The sequence below is a fragment of the Clostridium sp. OM02-18AC genome (assembly GCF_003481825.1).
In the GTDB taxonomy this organism is placed as follows: Bacteria; Bacillota; Clostridia; order Lachnospirales; family Lachnospiraceae; genus Brotaphodocola.
In genome coordinates this window covers 109,220-127,103 of sequence record NZ_QULW01000010.1, presented here as the reverse complement: position 1 = coordinate 127,103, position 17,884 = coordinate 109,220, and the positions used below count along the sequence as shown (strand labels likewise).

Below are 17,884 nucleotides of genomic sequence, written 5' to 3'. Positions count from 1 at the left end.
AGGACAGGAGGATTAGAAATGCTTGTACCATTAAGCTGGTTAAATGACTATGTAGATATCAATGTTTCCGCAGATGAACTGGAGACCAAACTCTTTGACTGTGGATTTGAAGTAGAAGAAAAATGGCAGGTGGGTAAAGACATCAGCGGAATCGTGGTTGGTTACGTGGAGTCCTGCGAGCCGATCCCGGAGACCCATCTTCACGTGTGCCAGGTCAACGTAGGCGGCCCGGAGCTCTTACAGATCTGCTGCGGCGCGGACAATGTCAAGGCAGGTGGCAAGTACCCGGTTGCTATGGTTGGAGCACAGGTTTATGCAACTGCAAAAGACCACGTTACCATTGAAGGTGTGGCTACCATTAAAAAAGGAAAATTAAGAGGCTATGAGTCCCACGGTATGCTCTGCTCCGGAACCGAGCTTGGCTTAAATGAAGACCTGTATCCGGGTGCCGGCTACAACGGACTTCTGGTTCTTCCGGAGGATGCCGAGATTGGTGCCGATGTAAAGGAACTGACCGGATTAAACGACTGGATCTTCGATGTTTCCATCACGGCAAACCGTCCGGACTGCCAGAGCATTTTCGGTCTGGCAAGAGAGGTGGCAGCAGCACTGGGACAGCCGCTGAAAACCCCGGCTCTGGATTACACTGAGACGGAGGTGGAAAAAGAGGGCTTTGAGGTTACCGTAGACGCACAGGATCTCTGCCCGCGCTACATTGCCCACTATGTATATGATGTCAAGCTGGGACAGTCCCCGGCATGGATGAGAAGACGTCTGGCCCTGGTCGGCAACAACTCCATTTCCAACATCGTTGATATTACCAACTACATCATGCGTGAGCTGGGGCAGCCGCTTCACGCATTCGACTGTGACTTCCTGGAGGGCAACGCAATCCAGGTAAGACGTGCAGCCGAGGGTGAGAAGATCGTTACTCTGGATGAGAAGGAGTTCACCTTAAATCCGAATAATCTGGTCATCTGTGACGGCAAGAAGCCGGTTGCACTGGCTGGTATCATGGGCGGCTTAAATTCTGAGATCCGCGATACGACCACCGAGGTTATGTTTGAGTCTGCAAAATTTGCCCGCGACAACATCCGCAGAAGCTCCCGTGCCCTGGGCCAGTCTTCCGACGCAAGCCAGAGATATGCAAAGGGTGTCGATGAGTACGCAACCGAGATGGCCATGAAGCGTGCCCTGCATCTGATAGAAGAGCTTGGTGCCGGAAAGGTGTCCAGGACCCACAAGAACGTCAACACCGGAAATTCCTTAGAGCCGGTTACCTTTAAGACCAGCATTAAGAAAGTAAACGGAGTTCTGGGCATTACCGTTCCGGATGAGGATATCGTCCGCATCCTGACCGGTTTAAACTTCCAGCCGGAAATCAACGGCGACGAGCTGACCCTGCACTTCCCGGCATACCGCGAGGACATGGAGGATTACCCGGATGTCGCAGAGGAAGTCATCCGTATGTACGGCTATGACCACATCAAATCCACCTTCCTCCCGACTGCAAAGGTAACCATCGGTGGAAGCAACCTGCGTCAGAAGACCATCCTGAAGGTGAAGAGAGCACTGTGCAGCGTTGGTGCATTCGAGGGAATCCATTATTCCTTCTTCTCCCCGTCTGATTTAGACCAGATGGGCTTTGCAGAGGACGCACCGGAGCGTAAGGCGATCCGCATCATGAACCCGATCAACGAGGATCTGTCCCTGATGAGAACCACCCTGGCTCCGCAGATGATTCACGCAATGGGACGCAACCAGAAGAGAGGCATCTTCGAGGGCCGTATTTTCGAGATCGGAAACGCATTCATTCCGAAGTCCCTGCCGCTGACCGAGTATCCGGAAGAGCGTGAGACTCTTTGCATCGGTGTATTCGGCAAGAACGAGTCCTTCTTTACCTTAAAGGGTATGGCAGAGACCGTTGCAGACGTTCTGCATGTTTCCTTTACCTACGAGAAGGCAGAAAAGCCGTTTTTACATCCGTACCAGACCGCAGCAATTTTCTGTGAGGGCGAGGAAATCGGTTATCTCGGCAAGGTAAAATACGAGATCATGAAAGACGAGGCAATGCGTGAGGATGCCTATGTTCTGGAGATCAGCATGAAAGCTCTGGAAAAATGGTATGGCAAGGCTCCGGTATTTGAGCCGCTTCCAAAATTCGCAGAGGAGAAACGTGACCTGGCTCTGGTTATGGACAAAGACATTACTTGCGGACAGGTTGAGACCTGCATCCGTGAAGCATGCGGTTTCGTCAAGGATGTCACCCTGTTTGACGTTTACGAAGGAAAACAGATTTTAGGAAGCAAGAAATCCATGGCATTTACTGTTTTGTTCACTCCGAAGGACGAGGCCTTTGGCGCAGACAGCGTAGACGGATATGTGAAGAAGATTCTCAAACAGCTGAACAAGACCTATGGTATTGAGTTAAGAAGCTAAGTGCAGAAAACAAAAAATGTACTGGAATCTGACACAAATGATGTTAGAACTGTCTTTTCTGTGCATTCTGGGGCTGGCAGCGAGAAAAACGCTTGTATTTTCAGTCTGGCTATGTTAGAATGTCAGTGTTTGACTATTAGGAGGTGCATTTAGATGCTGAAAACGATTTTATCCGTGATCTTCGTTCTTATATGTCTGGCTTTGACCGTGATCGTATTACTTCAGGAAGGAAAGTCTGAGGGCCTTGGCGCGATCGGCGGTATGGCAGAGACTTACTGGGGAAAGAATAAGGGACGTTCCATGGAAGGAACCCTGGAAAAGTTCACGACATTTGCTGCAGTAGCATTCATGGTACTGGCAATCGTATTAAACTTAGTCTAAGCATAAGAAAAAGCACTCTTGGAAACAAGGGTGCTTTTCGTTTAAAAGAGAGGAATTATGACAGAAGAGTTATTAAAAGAAAGAAAAGAAGCAATGCTGGTCTTGATCAACGATCCGACCTACGTTCCCATGAAGATCAAAGAACTGGCTATGCTGTTAGATGTCCCGCGGGAAAAACGGGATGAGTTAAAAGAAGTTCTGGATGCCCTGGTGGCAGACGGTAAGGTTGGCCTTTCCAAGCGCGGCAAATACGGAAAGCCGGAGGCATTTACCATGGTCGGAACTTTTTGCGGCCATGCAAAAGGCTTTGGTTTTGTGACCGTGGAGGGCATGGACCAGGACGTGTTTATTCCGGCAGAAAAAACGAAGGATGCCATGCATGGCGATACGGTGCAGATTACGGCAAGCCCGGCAGCAAAGGGCAAACGCCCGGAGGGAGCGGTGATCAAGGTGCTGGAGCGTGCAAACCAGACCCTGGTGGGCTTTTACCAGAAAAATAAAAATTTTGGCTTTGTGGTGCCGGACAACCAGAAGATCAATGCCGATGTATTTATTCCGCAGGGCAAGGATATGGGTGCGGTGACGGGCCATAAGGTTGTTGTGCGTCTGACTGATTTTGGCGGGGAACGCAAGAATCCGGAGGGCATTATCACGGAGATCATCGGCCATGTAAACGATCCAGGAACCGATATTTTATCGATCGTAAAAGCTTACGGCATTCCGGAGGAATACCCGCCGGAGGTCATGAAGCAGGTGAGCCGCATCCCGGATGAGGTGGATAAGGCTGACATGGCTGGAAGAAAGGATATCCGCGACTGGCAGACGGTTACCATCGACGGGGAAGACGCGAAAGACCTCGACGATGCCATTACCATCAGCCGGGAAAGCTACGGCTACAAGCTGGGTGTCCACATTGCGGATGTCAGCCACTATGTGACCGAGGGCAGCCCGCTCGATGAGGAGGCGTTAAACCGCGGCACCAGTGTCTATCTGGTAGACCGTGTTATCCCGATGCTTCCGCATAAGCTTTCCAATGGCATCTGCTCTTTGAATGCAGGAACAGACCGTCTGGCATTAAGCTGCATTATGGAGATCGACCCGCAGGGCCGCGTGCTGGGGCATGAGATCGCGGAAACCGTGATCCGGGTTGACCGGCGCATGACCTACACGGCAGTCAATGCCATTGTGACAGACCGCGACCCGGACACCATGGCAGAATATGCGGATTTCGTGGATATGTTTGATTTGATGAAAGAGCTGGCCGATATCCTGCGTGAAAAACGGCGTCAGCGCGGCTCCATCGATTTTGATTTCCCGGAGTCCAAGATCATTCTGGATGAAAAGGGAAAGCCGGTGGACATCAAGCCATATGAGCGGAACGCGGCAACCAAGATCATCGAAGACTTTATGCTGATGGCGAACGAGACCATCGCAGAGGATTATTTCTGGCAGGAAATCCCGTTTGTATACCGGACCCACGATAACCCGGACCCGGAGAAGATGAAACGCCTGGGCGTCTTTATCAACAACTTTGGCTACACCATCCGCACACACGACGGGGAAGTGCATCCGAAAGAACTGCAGAAACTTTTAAAGAAGATTGAAGGAACCGAGGAAGAGGCACTGATCAGCCGTCTGACCCTGCGCTCCATGAAGCAGGCAAAGTACATGCCGGTCTGCAGCGGACATTTTGGCCTGGCAGCAAAGTATTATACCCATTTCACGTCCCCGATCCGCCGTTATCCGGATCTGCAGATCCACCGTATCATTAAGGAAAACCTGCGGGGCGGCTTAAGCGAGAAGCGCATCGCCCATTACGACAAGATTCTGACCGGAGTGACCATTCAGTGCTCCGCAACGGAGCGCCGCGCGGAAGAAGCAGAGCGCGAAACCATCAAGCTCAAGAAGTGCGAGTATATGTCCAAACGCATCGGTGAGATCTTTGAGGGTGTGATTTCCGGTGTGACGAACTGGGGCTTCTATGTGGAGCTCCCGAATACCGTAGAAGGTCTTGTGCATGTCAACGAGCTGCACGGAGATTACTATGTGTTCAATGAAGAGCGCATGGAACTGCACGGAGAAATGAGCGGAAAAACCTATAAGCTTGGACAGAAGATCCAGGTGGTGGTAACCGGAACCGACCGGTTAACCAAGACAATCGATTTTATTCCGGCGAAGAATATGGAGCTTCCGGAGGAAGCGTAGAGGAAACAGGGCTGCTGCTGTGCCGGCAGAGAAGACTGGAACACGGACAGCAGCGTTGTTCCTGGAAATTCCACGAAAACCGGAGAAAAGACAGGAGGTTTTGTTGTGAAAGAAGCAATCAAACTGGTAGCCAACAATAAGAAGGCCTATCATGATTATTTTATTGACGAGAAATTTGAGTGCGGCATTGAACTGTTTGGAACCGAAGTCAAGTCCATCCGTATGGGAAAGTGCAGCGTGAAGGAAGCGTTTGTCCGCATCGACAAAAATGAAGTATACATTTATGGTATGCACATCAACCCGTATGAGAAAGGCAACATCTTCAACAAAGATCCGCTCCGTGCACGTAAATTGCTCATGCATCGCAGCGAGATCAACAAACTGGAAGGCAAGATCCGCGAAAAAGGCCTGACCCTGGTGCCGCTCCAGGTTTATTTTAAAGGCAGCCTGGTAAAGGTCGAGATCGGTCTGGCACGCGGTAAGAAGCTGTATGATAAACGCGACGATATTGCGAAAAAAGATGCGAGACGTGAAGTGGAGCGGGATTATAAGCAGAAACTGCGGTAAACTTTTTTGTGGGAAGAAAATCTGCAAGATAGATCTTGTGGTTATGAAAAACTGCATGGATATAAGAAATAGTCATATCTAATATGAAGCACATGTATAGTCAAATTGAAAATCAACCATTGATTTTCAGAACAGTCAGGGCTATAATGTTCATTAATCAATCGATTACAAATCTTCCCGCGGATGACAAAACGGCAAAAGCAACAGGATACCGCATCAGGGTCCATGGGAAACCAGAGATGGAGGATAAGACAATGGAAAAGAAAAATCTTGACTGGGGCAATATCGGATTCAGTTATGTAACCACTGATTACCGTTATGTGTCAAACTATAAAGACGGAAAGTGGGATGAAGGAACCCTGACTGAGGATCCAAACGTCGTAATCAACGAGTGCGCAGGCATCCTGCAGTACTGCCAGGAGTGCTTCGAGGGCTTAAAAGCATACACCACCGAGGATGGCAGCATCGTAACCTTCCGCCCGGACTTAAACGCAGAGCGTATGATGGACTCCTGCGCAAGACTGGAGATGCCGCAGTTCCCGAAGGAGCGTTTCATGGATGCACTCGATAAAGTCGTAAAGGCAAACGAGGCATGGGTACCGCCGTATGGCAGTGGAGCAACCCTTTACATCCGCCCGTACATGTTTGCATCAGGCCCGGTTATCGGTGTGAAACCGTCTAACGAGTATCAGTTCCGTATCCTGGTAACTCCGGTAGGTCCGTACTTCAAGGGCGGCGCAAAGCCGATCACCATCTGTGTCAGTGACTTCGACCGTGCGGCACCTCACGGAACCGGTCATGTAAAAGCTGGTTTAAACTATGCAATGAGCTTACACGCACATGAGGTTGCACACGACAACGGATTCGATGAGAACATGTTCCTGGATCCGGCAACCAGAACTTATGTAGAGGAGACTGGCGGTGCAAACTTCTTATTTGTAACCAAAGACGGTGAGCTTGTAACTCCGAAGTCTGATTCCATTCTGCCGTCTATTACCAGACGTTCCCTGGTTTATGTAGCAGAGCACTATCTTGGCATGAAGGTAACCCAGCGCCCGGTAAAACTGTCCGAACTTGGCGATTTCGCAGAGTGCGGTCTGTGCGGTACCGCAGCTGTTATCTCCCCGGTAGGCAAGGTGGTAGACCACGGCAAAGAGATCTGCTTCCCGAGCGGCATGGAGAAGATGGGACCGGTTACCCAGAAGCTGTATGATACCTTAACCGGCATCCAGATGGGCAAGATCGAAGCTCCAGAAGGATGGATCCACAAGATCAAATAAGAAAATCAGGCAAGAAACATTTGATTTTTAAACCAGAAGTTGAAAATTTAGACACCCGGATCTCGTTGACAAAAACGGATCCGGGTGTTACAATATCACATACTTGCAGCGGCGGTTTCACTTCTTTGCGATGCGCCTGCAGCAGGTATTTGTTATGTATCACCGCTGAGTCACGGTGAGCCAGTAAGGGGTTGTACTGGTTTCGACGGGGGTCATGCAGCTGGTGAAGCTATCCGCATGCGGTGCGTTAAACGGCAAAATTAAAATTAAACGCTGAAGATAATTTAGCATACGCAGCCTAATGGCTGCTGTCAGCCTTAGTGCACTCACACATTAAGAGTCTGGCATCGACTATGTGAGAAACGACATGCATTAAGCTTTGCGTGCATGGGCGTATTATGAAGCTACTGAAACTGCGAGGGTGTCTGTTTTCGCGCGGCAGAGGGAATGTCAAATAACAGACTATGATAGTAGAAGAACAGGGAATTGATTTTCGGACAGGGGTTCGATTCCCCTCAGCTCCACGCTAAAAGCCGCGTATTTACGCGGCTTTTTTTATCAAAAGAAACAGTGGAAAAAAGAACGTGAGTTCTGCATAATGAAATATAGAAAACGAAAAGGAGAAGACGGTATGAACTATGAGGAATTTAAAACAGAGTTTATGAAGCGGCTTACGGAAAAGATGGCAGGCATGGAAAACATCTAGAAGTTTAAGCTGTTTGAAGATGGGGCGGTTTCTGAAAATCCAGAGGAAGGTGCTTTTATCCGGGCAACGAATGATAAATACAGCCAGACAGAGAGCGATACGCTGATTGGAGATTTTCTGCGGATCGCGCCGGTAGATAAAACGGAGGGCGGCGAAGCCAGATTTGAGATGAAGTACCTTTACGAGAGCTTTCAGGAAGCAGGATGGGACTTCATCTGGAAAATTGTGGAGGCGAATATGCGCTGCGCGAAAAACATCGACATCAAAGACATCAGCAGTGTGATCGATCAGTATGACCAGATCAAAGGCGGGCTGATTTTGCGCCCGCTGAATTATACAGACAACAAGTATGCATTGAAACACTGCATATACAGACAGGTTGGAGATATGGCACTGGTTTTATATCTGCTGCTCTCAGACAGCAGTGAGTTTGGCCTCACAACGACGAAGATCCAAAAAGAAATTGCAGAAAAATGGGAAAAGAGTACCGAAGAACTCATGGAGACGGCACTGATCAATACCAACATTCGTTCCGTGCCAAGAATGTACAACAGTCCGGCAGAGTCTGCAAATCCGAAGTATCAGACCGGTGCGTACATGTCGGTAGGAGCAAAAAGCAGACTTGCAGCCGGGATGAACAGCAGCATATTTACGACATATCCGAGTGTGAATGGCGCGATCAGTTTCTGGTATCCGGGCGTACAGAAGAAACTGGCTGAGATGGCTGGCGGGGATTATTATGTTGCATTTACGGGAATCCATGAGTTTCATATTCATCCGGTGGGCAGTACGACCCCGCGGGAAATCCTGGAACGGATCAAGCAGATGAACCGCTACATGAACAAGAAAAAAGAAATTCTGAGCAGAAAGGTCTATCGTTATCAGGCCGAAACGGGAGAATTAAAAGAACTGGAATTGTAAGGAAGTAATATGGGCAGAAAAAAGAATGTTTATAATCAGGCAAAACGCGGAGTGAAGCGTTATCAAAAGGCAAAACAGGGGAAAAAGGGCAGAGCAGCAGAGCTTGCAGCTGTGGCGATCATTCTCGCGGCGATCGGTGTCAGCCGGAAAGACATTGGGCGGCTGGAACAGGCAGCAGAACGGGTTCTTGATGCATATGAGACGACTGCGGAAACATCTGTGCAGGGACAGGGAAATTCTGCACCGGGACAGCAGACGTATGATGTGGAAAATCCTTCCGGTGTTCAGATTGGTGCTGGCGTAGAAGTTTATGTGGACCTGGCGGCTATCCCGCCTTATTCCGGTGATCCTTATGCGGTTGTGAATGGAAACGTTCCATACTTTACCGAATCGGATCTGACGAGCGAATCATTTGAGTATTACAGCGACTTAGATGAGCTGGGACGCTGCGGTACTGCCTATTCCAGCGTAGGAACCGATCTGATGCCGACGGAAAAACGCGGTTCCATCAGTAAGGTGAAGCCCACAGGCTGGCAGATTTCGGAATATGAGTTTGTCGATGGAAAACATCTCTACAACCGCTGCCACCTGATCGGATACCAGCTGACGGCGGAGAATGCGAATGAGAAAAATCTGATCACCGGTACGCGTTACCTGAATGTAGATGGTATGCTGCCATTTGAAAACCTGGTGGCAGACTATGTAAAGGAAACAGAAAACCATGTGCTGTACCGTGTGACTCCGGTGTTTGAGGAAAATAATCTGGTAGCATCCGGTGTACTGATGGAAGCGGAATCGGTAGAAGATAAAGGGACAGGAGTCGCGTACTGCGTTTACGTTTATAATGTGCAGCCGGGTGTTGTGATTGATTATGCAACGGGCGAAAATCATGCGGCAGAATAATGTTTTTGTTAACCAGAAAATTACTGCCTGGGAGCAGGAATAATTTCTGCCTGTATACAGTGACCTTGCATATTCAATACTGCTTCGTTGACGGATGCGCTGCAGCTATGTTACAATGTAACCTGGTTTTTGCGCAGGAACGACGAAAAACGTTACGCAAAATAAAAATGTGACTGTGGAGCTACGCAGCAGTTGCGAAGAAATACAAATGGCGGGGTTACATTACATATGAGAAAGAATAGTCTGGTCCGTATGCTTGGAATGAACATGACCGCGCTTGCGGCAGCGGCGGCAATGACGGTATCTGGGATAGAGAGTGAGGCGTCATCCTCTTATTTAAAAGCGGCAACGTATGTGTCAGATGCCTGGGTGAGCAATTTCTGGAATTCGGAAAGTGATCACATGGAGGAGGAACTGGCGCAGATCGCGGCAGATGGGTTTAACAGCATTGTGCTGGTGGTTCCGTGGCGCGAATTCCAGCCTGGCGTGCTTCCAATCTCTTATAACCGTTATGCGTTCCAGAAACTGGACAGGGTAATGTCGGCTGCGCAGGCAAAAGGACTTATGGTGGAACTGAGAATTGGTTATGTCTGGGACTACTATTCAGACGATGTGGCGACGACACGCTATAAAGAACTGTTGAAGGATTCTTCCACCCGTGCTGCCTGGCTCGCATACGCAAAGCAGATTTACCGGACGGCATCGGCGCATTCCAACTTCCATGGAGGTTTTATCACCTGGGAGGATTTCTGGAATTATGTGGAAGATGCAGCAAATCTGGGAAAGGGCGCAAACAGCAGAACAGCAGCAAAGGACTGTGGATATCAGGTATGGCTGAAAAAACATTACTCTTTAAAGCAGGTGAATGAGTATTATCAGCCGGCAGAAAGCTTTACCAAATTTGATGATGTCTACATTCCGTCCAGAACCAGTTATGCTTATAAACTGTTTTACGAATTTTACGATGATTTTTTAAATGATCTTCTGGAAGATACGCAGAAAGTATTTCCAAATCTTTCCATGGAGGTCCGACTTGATGTTGACCCGGTCGATGCAGCCGATGAAAATGGACAGGTCGGAGCAGCCCACTATGGGACATTTGCCTGCAAAAATGCAGATCATACGGCTTTGATGTACAGTGTTTCCATGGGACAAAGTTTCGGAGCTGTGATTTCTGCACAGGAAGCAATCCGGACCATGAATGAGCAGCTTTCCATCGTACGTTCCAATAATGGAGGCAAGCCGGTATTCATTGACCAGCTTCTCTATATGGATGCGACGGAAGGGTTCGAGCAGAATGCCAGACTGGCAGAAAGTCATCGCGGGGCATATCTTACCGGGCTTCCAGATACGCTGCGTACCTACACGAACGGATATGCGATCTGGACTTACCGGAATTATACCAATAATCCGGTTTACAATCATCAGTTTGCGCTTGGTACCCGTGGCTGGGAAGTGACCGGAGGTTCCGTGAAAGAACGAAATGACAGTAATCAGCTCTTTTTGCAGAAAGGTGGCAGGCTGTCACAGAAGGTTGGGCACCGGATCGGTGGGCGTTCTACCCACGATGGTCATGTGCGTTTTACGGCGGACAGCGACGAGCCGGTGACACTGACGGTAAAGCTTGGTTCCATGAGTCAGACGGTAGAAGTAAATGGACCAAACCAGTATGATCTGAACCTTGGACGCAAAGGCTTCTATGACGTAACCTTTGAAACGGACGGAGATGTATATCTGGACAATATTCATGTATATAATTTTGTGCAGGATGGTCAGTTATATGATGTGGATGGAAATCCGCTCAGCTGTCTTGGTGCTATGCGGATGCTGAATGCGAGCATGAACTAAGTCAGACTCTGCCAGTTTTGAAAGAAATTTTCAGGCACCTTTCCAAATAGTTTGGAATGATTTTAGCAAAATTTTTATGCTTGACATATTTTCCGACCGTGCTATAATCAGTGACAGATATGAGAAAAGTTTCATATTTACGAACACGTTGATGAGAAGAGTACTTCGGCAGGATCATGCAGAGAGAGGTGCATCTGGTGCGAGCATCTTATGAGAAAACCGGTAGGAAAACCAGCTCGGAGTGGTCCTTAATCGGATCCGGTGATTCCGTTACCATCAGAATGAAGCGGCTGTGTGAATTTACATTCAGGCAGCAAACAGGGTGGAACCGCGATAAATGAATTGTCGTCCCTTGTCTGGTGTGGAAACACATCAGGCAGGGGACTTTTTTATTTCCGTATGCAAAATTTGTTTGTGGAGGTTTTGCATCGCTTACCAAAACTTATCGTCCCTTGTATCATAAGAAAGAAAAATACCAGGAGGAAAAAAGCATGATCATCACATTAAAAGATGGAAGCAAAAAAGAGTATGCACAGGCTATGTCCATTATCGATATTGCCCGTGACATCAGCGAAGGACTGGCACGTGTTGCATGTGCCGGCGAGGTAAACGGCGAGACCGAAGATCTGCGTACCGTTATCGACAAGGACTGCGAGCTGAATATCCTGACTGCAAAGGATGAAGCAGGACTTGCAGCACTTCGTCACACCGCAAGCCATGTTATGGCCCAGGCGATCAAGAGACTGTATCCGAGCGCAAAACTGGCAATCGGTCCGTCTATCGCAGATGGTTTTTACTACGATATTGATTTCGAGACCACGATCACTGCAGAAGATCTCGAAAAGATTGAAGCTGAGATGAAGAAAATCATCAAAGAGGCACTTCCGTTGGAGCGTTTTACTCTTCCGAGAGAAGAGGCACTGGCACTCATGAAAGAGAAAGAGGAGCCGTACAAAGTTGAACTGATCGAGGATCTTCCGGAAGGCGAAGAGATCAGCTTCTACAAGCAGGGTGAGTTTACCGATCTTTGCGCAGGCCCGCACTTAATGAATACCAAAGAGGTTGGAAAGGCTTACAAACTGACCAGCATTGCCGGTGCATACTGGAGAGGCAATGAGCACAACAAGATGCTGACCCGTATCTATGCAACTGCATTCGCAAAGAAAGAAGAGCTGGAAGCATACTTAACCATGATCGAGGAAGCAAAGAAGCGTGATCACAGAAAACTGGGCAAAGAGCTTGGTCTGTTCATGATGCACGAGGCTGGTCCTGGCTTCCCGTTCTTCTTACCGAAGGGCATGGTATTAAAGAACACCCTGTTAGAGTACTGGAGAGAGATCCATAAGAAGGCTGGTTATGTAGAAATTTCCACCCCGGTTATCTTAAACAGAAGCCTGTGGGAGACCTCGGGTCACTGGGATCATTATAAGGATAACATGTATACCACAGTCATCGATGACCAGGATTATGCGATCAAGCCGATGAACTGCCCGGGCGGCGTTCTGGTTTATGCATCTGAGCCGCGTTCTTACCGTGATCTTCCGCTCCGTATGGGCGAGCTTGGACTGGTTCACCGTCATGAGAAATCTGGTCAGCTTCACGGCCTGATGCGTGTACGCTGCTTTACGCAGGACGATGCACACATCTTCATGACTCCGGAGCAGATCAAGGACGAGATCAAGGGCGTTGCACAGCTGATCGACAGCGTATATAAACTGTTCGGTTTCAAATATCATGTAGAGCTTTCTACCCGTCCGGAAGACAGCATGGGAAGTGACGAAGACTGGGAGATGGCTACAGACGGTCTGAGAAATGCCCTGGATGAGATGGGCCTGGATTATGTGGTAAATGAAGGTGACGGCGCATTCTACGGCCCGAAGATCGACTTCCACCTGGTAGATGCGATCGGAAGAACCTGGCAGTGCGGTACCATCCAGCTTGACTTCCAGCTTCCGCAGCGCTTTGAGCTGGAGTACATTGGTGCAGACGGCGAGAAACATCGTCCGATCATGATCCACCGTGTAGCATTCGGTTCTATCGAGCGTTTCATCGGTATCCTGATCGAGCATTTCGCAGGTGCATTCCCGACCTGGCTGGCTCCGGTACAGGTAAAGGTACTGCCGATCTCTGATAAGTACATGGATTATGCAGAGAAGGTAAAGGCTGCCCTGGATGCTGCTGATATCCGCACCGAGGTAGATACCCGTTCCGAGAAGATTGGCTACAAGATCCGCGAAGCACAGAAAAACAAGATTCCGTACATGCTGGTCGTAGGGCAGAAGGAAGAGGAAGAGGGCGTTGTATCTGTCCGCAGCCGTTTCAAAGGCGATGAGGGACAGAAGTCCTTAGAGAGCTTCATTGAAGACATCAAAAAGGAAATTGCTTCCAGAGAAGTACGTGCTGTGGAAGTAAAACCAGAGCAGAAATAATACCGGAACAAAAATAATGACGGTACAATGCTAGTGCAGAAATAAAAAATACGTTGTTGTTTGCGTGATGTGTGAGCAGCAACGTATTTTTTTAATGAAAAAGTCCATACTAGTCCTGTGGAATTATTTAAAATAAGAAACAGGAGGTATGGGTTCCATGACGAAATTAGAGTGCAACGTAACAAACTGTCTTCACAATGCAGATAACTGCTGCTGTAAGCAGGCTATCATGGTAGATGGCCATGATGCAAAAGAAAAAGAGCAGACCTGCTGCGGAAGCTTCGACGAAAACAAAGGTGGTCTCTTTAAAAATGTCTTTAAGACACCAGAAAGCCGCCTGGAGGTTTCCTGCGAGGCAGTGCAGTGCATTTACAATGAAAATCACCGCTGCGCAGCCGAGCATATCGGCATTGCGGGAGACGGCGCAAGCAGGGCGGAGCAGACACTCTGCACGACGTTTGAAAAAAATTAAATGTGTCCTGTAGAGGTAAAATGAATCGCAAAAAATCAAAAAAGCAGAAATAAAAGCAGAGACAAAACCTCGAAAATGATTTCTGGAAAATTTCTGGAAAAAGTTTTCTGGAAAAAATGAAAAATCCCCGGAAAAATCGCTTGACTTTTCCGGGGATTCATAGTATAGTAATGAAAGTTGTGAGAACAACACAGGAAAGTAGGTATCCACCTCACCTCGGCACGAGCAAGTGACCCTGGTTTATAGCAAAGAATGCGTATATGCGGCGGCAACGACGTCCTATGCGATGCTTTTGAGGGTGGGTAGAATATTCTATCTACTTTTTTTATGCAGAAAAACAAACATGCAGAATTCTATGATGGGGGTGCACGACTATTAGCGAGTTAATGATTAACGAACAGATCAGAGACAAAGAAGTTCGATTGATTGGTGCGGACGGCGAGCAGCTGGGAATCATGTCTGCGAAAGAAGCCTTCAAACTGGCTCAGGACGCAGAACTGGATCTTGTAAAAATTGCTCCGACGGCGAAGCCACCGGTTTGTAAGATTATCGATTACGGTAAATATCGTTACGAACTGGCAAGAAAAGAGAAAGAAGCTAGAAAAAAACAGAAGGTAATCGAGGTTAAGGAAGTGCGGTTGTCTCCGAACATTGACACCAACGACTTAAACACAAAAACGGGCGCAGCACGGAAATTCCTGGAAAAGGGAGACAAAGTCAAAGTTACCTTACGTTTCCGTGGTCGTGAGATGGCACATATGTCCAAGTCTAAGTATATCCTGGACGATTTTGCTGAGAGCTTAAAAGATATTGCAACCATCGACAAACCTTCCAAAGTGGAAGGAAGAAGCATGGTTATGTTTTTGACTGCCAAGAAGTAAAAGCAAAGAGAAAGAATTAAGGAGGAAGTTATAATGCCTAAATTAAAAACAAGCAGAGCAGCTGCAAAACGTTTCAAAAAGACCGGTACCGGTAAGCTGGTAAGAAATAAAGCATACAAATCTCACATCTTAACTAAGAAGTCTACCAAGAGAAAGAGAAACCTTAGAAAAGATATCGTTACCGATTCCACCAACGCAAAGGTAATGAAGAAGATTTTACCATATCTGTAATAGACTGATTAGATTAAGAAGGAGGAAAAACCGATGGCAAGAATTAAAGGCGGTATGAACGCAAAGAAGAAACACAATAGAGTGCTGAAAATGGCTAAAGGCTACAGAGGAGCACGTTCTAAACAGTATAGAGTAGCAAAGCAGTCTGTAATGAGAGCTCTGACCAGCTCCTACGCAGGCCGTAAGCAGAGAAAGAGACAGTTCCGTCAGCTGTGGATCGCTCGTATCAACGCAGCAGCACGTATCAATGGTCTGTCCTACAGCAAGTTCATGTATGGCTTAAAGCTGGCTGGTGTTGAGATGAACCGTAAAGTTCTGTCTGACATGGCTATCAACGATGCTGAGGGCTTCGCAAAACTGGCTGAGCTTGCAAAAGCTAAATTAGCTTAATAGGCTTTATAAAAGAACATAAAAAGAGGATCGGCATTTGCCGGTCCTCTTTTTGCTGTTTGTTATGCTTTTTCATATACGGTGTAGTTATTGCGTCCGCCGCGCTTGGTCTGGTAAAGCGCTTTGTCTGCGTTGCGGTACAGATTGTCAAAACGGATTCCCTGTTCCGGGCTGAAAGCAACACCAACGCTGAATGTGATGGACTGGTTGTCCATTTCCGGTTGTTTGATGGAACGAATCTGATTCAGCATGGTTTCTACCCGGTTTAACGCAATGTCTTTGTTGCCGATATTTTTCATGAGAATGACAAATTCATCTCCGCCGATCCGTCCGATGATATCGTCATCCCGAAACTGGTTTTTCAAAAATGCACCTACGCGCTGGAGAATCAGATCTCCGACGGCGTGTCCCCAGGTATCGTTTACATCTTTGAATTTATCGATATCCAGGATCAGGAAAGCGTGCAGGGTGTCTGGGCGGCATGTTCGCAGAAAAGCATCTATGACAGGCTGCGTATGTTCTTTATTATATACAGCGGTTAAACCATCAATCTGTGCGGAATGAACCAGTTCTTTCCGGTCCCTGGTGTGGATCACGGCGATACGCCAGATCAGCAAAAGAACCAGAACCATAAAATAACCATTTAATGCCAGTTCGTAATCGTGGACAAACATATAACTCTCATTCGCAACCGATACGGGAATGATGTAACACATCATCCAGTTGTTTAAGTGGAGTGGTGTGTAGGCAATGTAGCGGCTGGAATCTGGATCTTCCGGCTGGATCAGTTTCAGCACACCATCGGACTGGGTTTGGAAAGCATCACGGATTTTCTGAAGAGAATTGTTGCTGCGGAAATTCCATTTGTCAAAAAATTCAAAAAAGTTATCGGTGTAACTGATTTTCTGCGTGTCGGAATTGCCGTCCAGCGTGATGATATTTCCATCCTCGTCGATAATGATACAAAATCCTTTGCTCCCAAACAGGTCATCAAACATCAGGTGGTTGAGTGCGGTAACATTGTAGGAAGCCCCAAGAAGTCCGATGACGGAATCATTGTGCAGGACCGGAACTCCGAGAATGACTCTGGTCTCGTGGTCGACACTGCTTTGTACTGGATCGCTCAGAATGCGCTGACCGGTAATGCCTTCCTTGAAATAATCGCGGTGGGAAACGTCTTTTACGTCTCCATTTTCATAATGAGAAGTGCCGTCTGGTTCGATCAGAGCGACGTGGTTGATGGAAGTGGTGGACTTGATGGCGGAAAGCATATCCTGGTTTTTCTGGGAGAGAAGAACACCATCTTTTCCAATCTGTGCGGCAACTCCATCCAGAAACTGGTAGTTGACGTCCAGAATATCTTCAAAATGTACGCTCTGCCTGGAAACGTTCATCATCAGTTTTGACTGGGCGAGTGATTCTACTGCACGTTGGGAAACAGCAGAAAATACAACAATACCAAATGCGGTTGCGATAATGAAGGCGACAATGCTGGAGAGGTATCCCTGAAGGGGTGTTTCGATTTTCTTTTTCATGTAAGTCACCTCGGTATGTGTCATTTGTTTTTCTTCATTATACTAATATTTTCTCGGAAAATCCACAAATAAATGGGCTGAAAATGACAAAAAGCGGTGCATAAATGCTAATAAAAATGAATCCGTGGAATTTGGGGGGAGATTGGCAAAAGAAATTGGAAAAGAAAATGTAAAAAGTACTTGTCAGATCCAGGAAACTGTGGTATAGTATTAAACGTTCGCGGGAGTGCTGGAATTGGCAGACAGGCTAGACTAAGGATCTAGTGGCAGTTATGTCGTGTGGGTTCAAGTCCCATCTCCCGCAGTATCTTCTGAAAAGAAGATGCGGGAACATTCCTCGATAGCTCAGTCGGTAGAGCACGCGGCTGTTAACCGCGCTGTCGTAGGTTCAAGTCCTACTCGGGGAGTTTTGCAGAAGTGGCGGAATTGGCAGACGCGCACGGTTCAGGTCCGTGTGGTAGCAATACCTTGTGGGTTCGACTCCCATCTTCTGCATCAGAGGCGAAGAACTGTTGGTTCTTCGCTTTTTTGATTTCATGGAACATTACGTTCTGCAGCATAGGTGTCTTCCTACATTCTGTTTGGAAAGCAGAAGCGTAAATTCACATAGTTCCACATGTTTTCATGGAAACATAAATTTTTATAAAAATTAAAAAATCAGTTGACAAATCATCATGGGTTGGATATAATATACGT

Annotated in this window: 13 protein-coding genes, 3 tRNA genes, 1 other RNA gene and 1 pseudogene; 17 read left to right on the top strand and 1 reads right to left on the bottom strand. The window is 47.6% G+C overall.

Features of this window, described 5'->3' with window-relative positions; translation table 11 throughout:
* Window positions 1-18: 18 nt before the first annotated feature.
* The 14 genes and pseudogenes from pheT to rplT all read left to right on the top strand — a co-directional run bounded on the left by pheT (window position 19) and on the right by rplT (window position 15,653).
* On the top strand, window positions 19-2,439 hold the full coding sequence (gene pheT / locus DXB18_RS08860; protein WP_118707281.1) for a phenylalanine--tRNA ligase subunit beta: 2,421 nt from the start codon (window positions 19-21) through the stop codon (window positions 2,437-2,439).
* A 153-nt stretch (window positions 2,440-2,592) separates the two neighbouring features.
* A complete protein-coding gene (secG, locus tag DXB18_RS08855) occupies window positions 2,593-2,820 on the top strand; it encodes a preprotein translocase subunit SecG (RefSeq protein ID WP_118543365.1) in 228 nt (75 codons plus the stop codon).
* 57 nt (window positions 2,821-2,877) lie between these two features.
* Window positions 2,878-5,025 (top strand): ribonuclease R, encoded by a 2,148-nt coding sequence (gene rnr, locus DXB18_RS08850; RefSeq protein WP_118707279.1) that lies wholly within the window; start codon window positions 2,878-2,880, stop codon window positions 5,023-5,025.
* Between the two features lie 105 nt (window positions 5,026-5,130).
* Window positions 5,131-5,592 carry an SsrA-binding protein SmpB gene (smpB, locus tag DXB18_RS08845; RefSeq protein WP_118543367.1) on the top strand — a complete coding sequence of 154 codons (462 nt, stop codon included), beginning with the start codon at window positions 5,131-5,133 and terminating at the stop codon, window positions 5,590-5,592.
* Window positions 5,593-5,831: 239 nt separating this feature from the next.
* Entirely contained in the window at window positions 5,832-6,872 is a 1,041-nt protein-coding gene (locus DXB18_RS08840; RefSeq protein WP_118543368.1) for a branched-chain amino acid aminotransferase, read from the top strand.
* A 187-nt stretch (window positions 6,873-7,059) separates the two neighbouring features.
* Window positions 7,060-7,399, top strand: a transfer-messenger RNA (tmRNA) gene (gene ssrA / locus DXB18_RS08835).
* A gap of 347 nt (window positions 7,400-7,746) precedes the next feature.
* Window positions 7,747-8,499, top strand: a complete 753-nt coding sequence (locus DXB18_RS08830) for a DUF5688 family protein (protein WP_118707277.1) — start codon at window positions 7,747-7,749, stop codon at window positions 8,497-8,499.
* A 318-nt stretch (window positions 8,500-8,817) separates the two neighbouring features.
* A pseudogene (locus tag DXB18_RS08825) lies at window positions 8,818-9,387 on the top strand (DNA/RNA non-specific endonuclease); the annotation flags it as partial.
* Window positions 9,388-9,630: 243 nt separating this feature from the next.
* Window positions 9,631-11,250, top strand: a complete 1,620-nt coding sequence (locus DXB18_RS08820) for a hypothetical protein (RefSeq protein WP_118707275.1) — start codon at window positions 9,631-9,633, stop codon at window positions 11,248-11,250.
* 491 nt (window positions 11,251-11,741) lie between these two features.
* Window positions 11,742-13,679: a threonine--tRNA ligase gene (gene thrS, locus DXB18_RS08815; RefSeq protein WP_118707307.1), complete on the top strand. Its 1,938-nt coding sequence runs from the start codon at window positions 11,742-11,744 to the stop codon at window positions 13,677-13,679.
* Window positions 13,680-13,836: 157 nt separating this feature from the next.
* Window positions 13,837-14,151 carry a DUF1540 domain-containing protein gene (locus DXB18_RS08810; protein ID WP_118543373.1) on the top strand — a complete coding sequence of 105 codons (315 nt, stop codon included), beginning with the start codon at window positions 13,837-13,839 and terminating at the stop codon, window positions 14,149-14,151.
* 386 nt (window positions 14,152-14,537) lie between these two features.
* Window positions 14,538-15,032 (top strand): translation initiation factor IF-3, encoded by a 495-nt coding sequence (gene infC / locus DXB18_RS08805; protein ID WP_118543374.1) that lies wholly within the window; start codon window positions 14,538-14,540, stop codon window positions 15,030-15,032.
* Window positions 15,033-15,065: 33 nt separating this feature from the next.
* Window positions 15,066-15,263, top strand: coding sequence for a 50S ribosomal protein L35 (rpmI, locus tag DXB18_RS08800; protein WP_118543375.1), 198 nt, complete (start codon window positions 15,066-15,068; stop codon window positions 15,261-15,263).
* Window positions 15,264-15,296: 33 nt separating this feature from the next.
* Window positions 15,297-15,653: a 50S ribosomal protein L20 gene (rplT, locus tag DXB18_RS08795; protein ID WP_118529968.1), complete on the top strand. Its 357-nt coding sequence runs from the start codon at window positions 15,297-15,299 to the stop codon at window positions 15,651-15,653.
* A gap of 62 nt (window positions 15,654-15,715) precedes the next feature.
* Here the strand turns inward: rplT and DXB18_RS08790 are convergent, their stop codons facing one another.
* Complete coding sequence (locus DXB18_RS08790; RefSeq protein WP_182430522.1) at window positions 15,716-17,188, bottom strand: sensor domain-containing diguanylate cyclase; 1,473 nt, start codon at window positions 17,186-17,188, stop codon at window positions 15,716-15,718.
* 220 nt (window positions 17,189-17,408) lie between these two features.
* On the opposite strand from DXB18_RS08790, the gene DXB18_RS08785 reads away from it, so the two are divergent.
* The 3 genes from DXB18_RS08785 to DXB18_RS08775 all read left to right on the top strand — a co-directional run bounded on the left by DXB18_RS08785 (window position 17,409) and on the right by DXB18_RS08775 (window position 17,683).
* Window positions 17,409-17,492: transfer RNA gene (locus DXB18_RS08785), tRNA-Leu, on the top strand.
* A 30-nt stretch (window positions 17,493-17,522) separates the two neighbouring features.
* Window positions 17,523-17,595, top strand: a tRNA-Asn gene (locus tag DXB18_RS08780).
* A 4-nt stretch (window positions 17,596-17,599) separates the two neighbouring features.
* Window positions 17,600-17,683: transfer RNA gene (locus DXB18_RS08775), tRNA-Leu, on the top strand.
* Window positions 17,684-17,884: the final 201 nt, after the last annotated feature.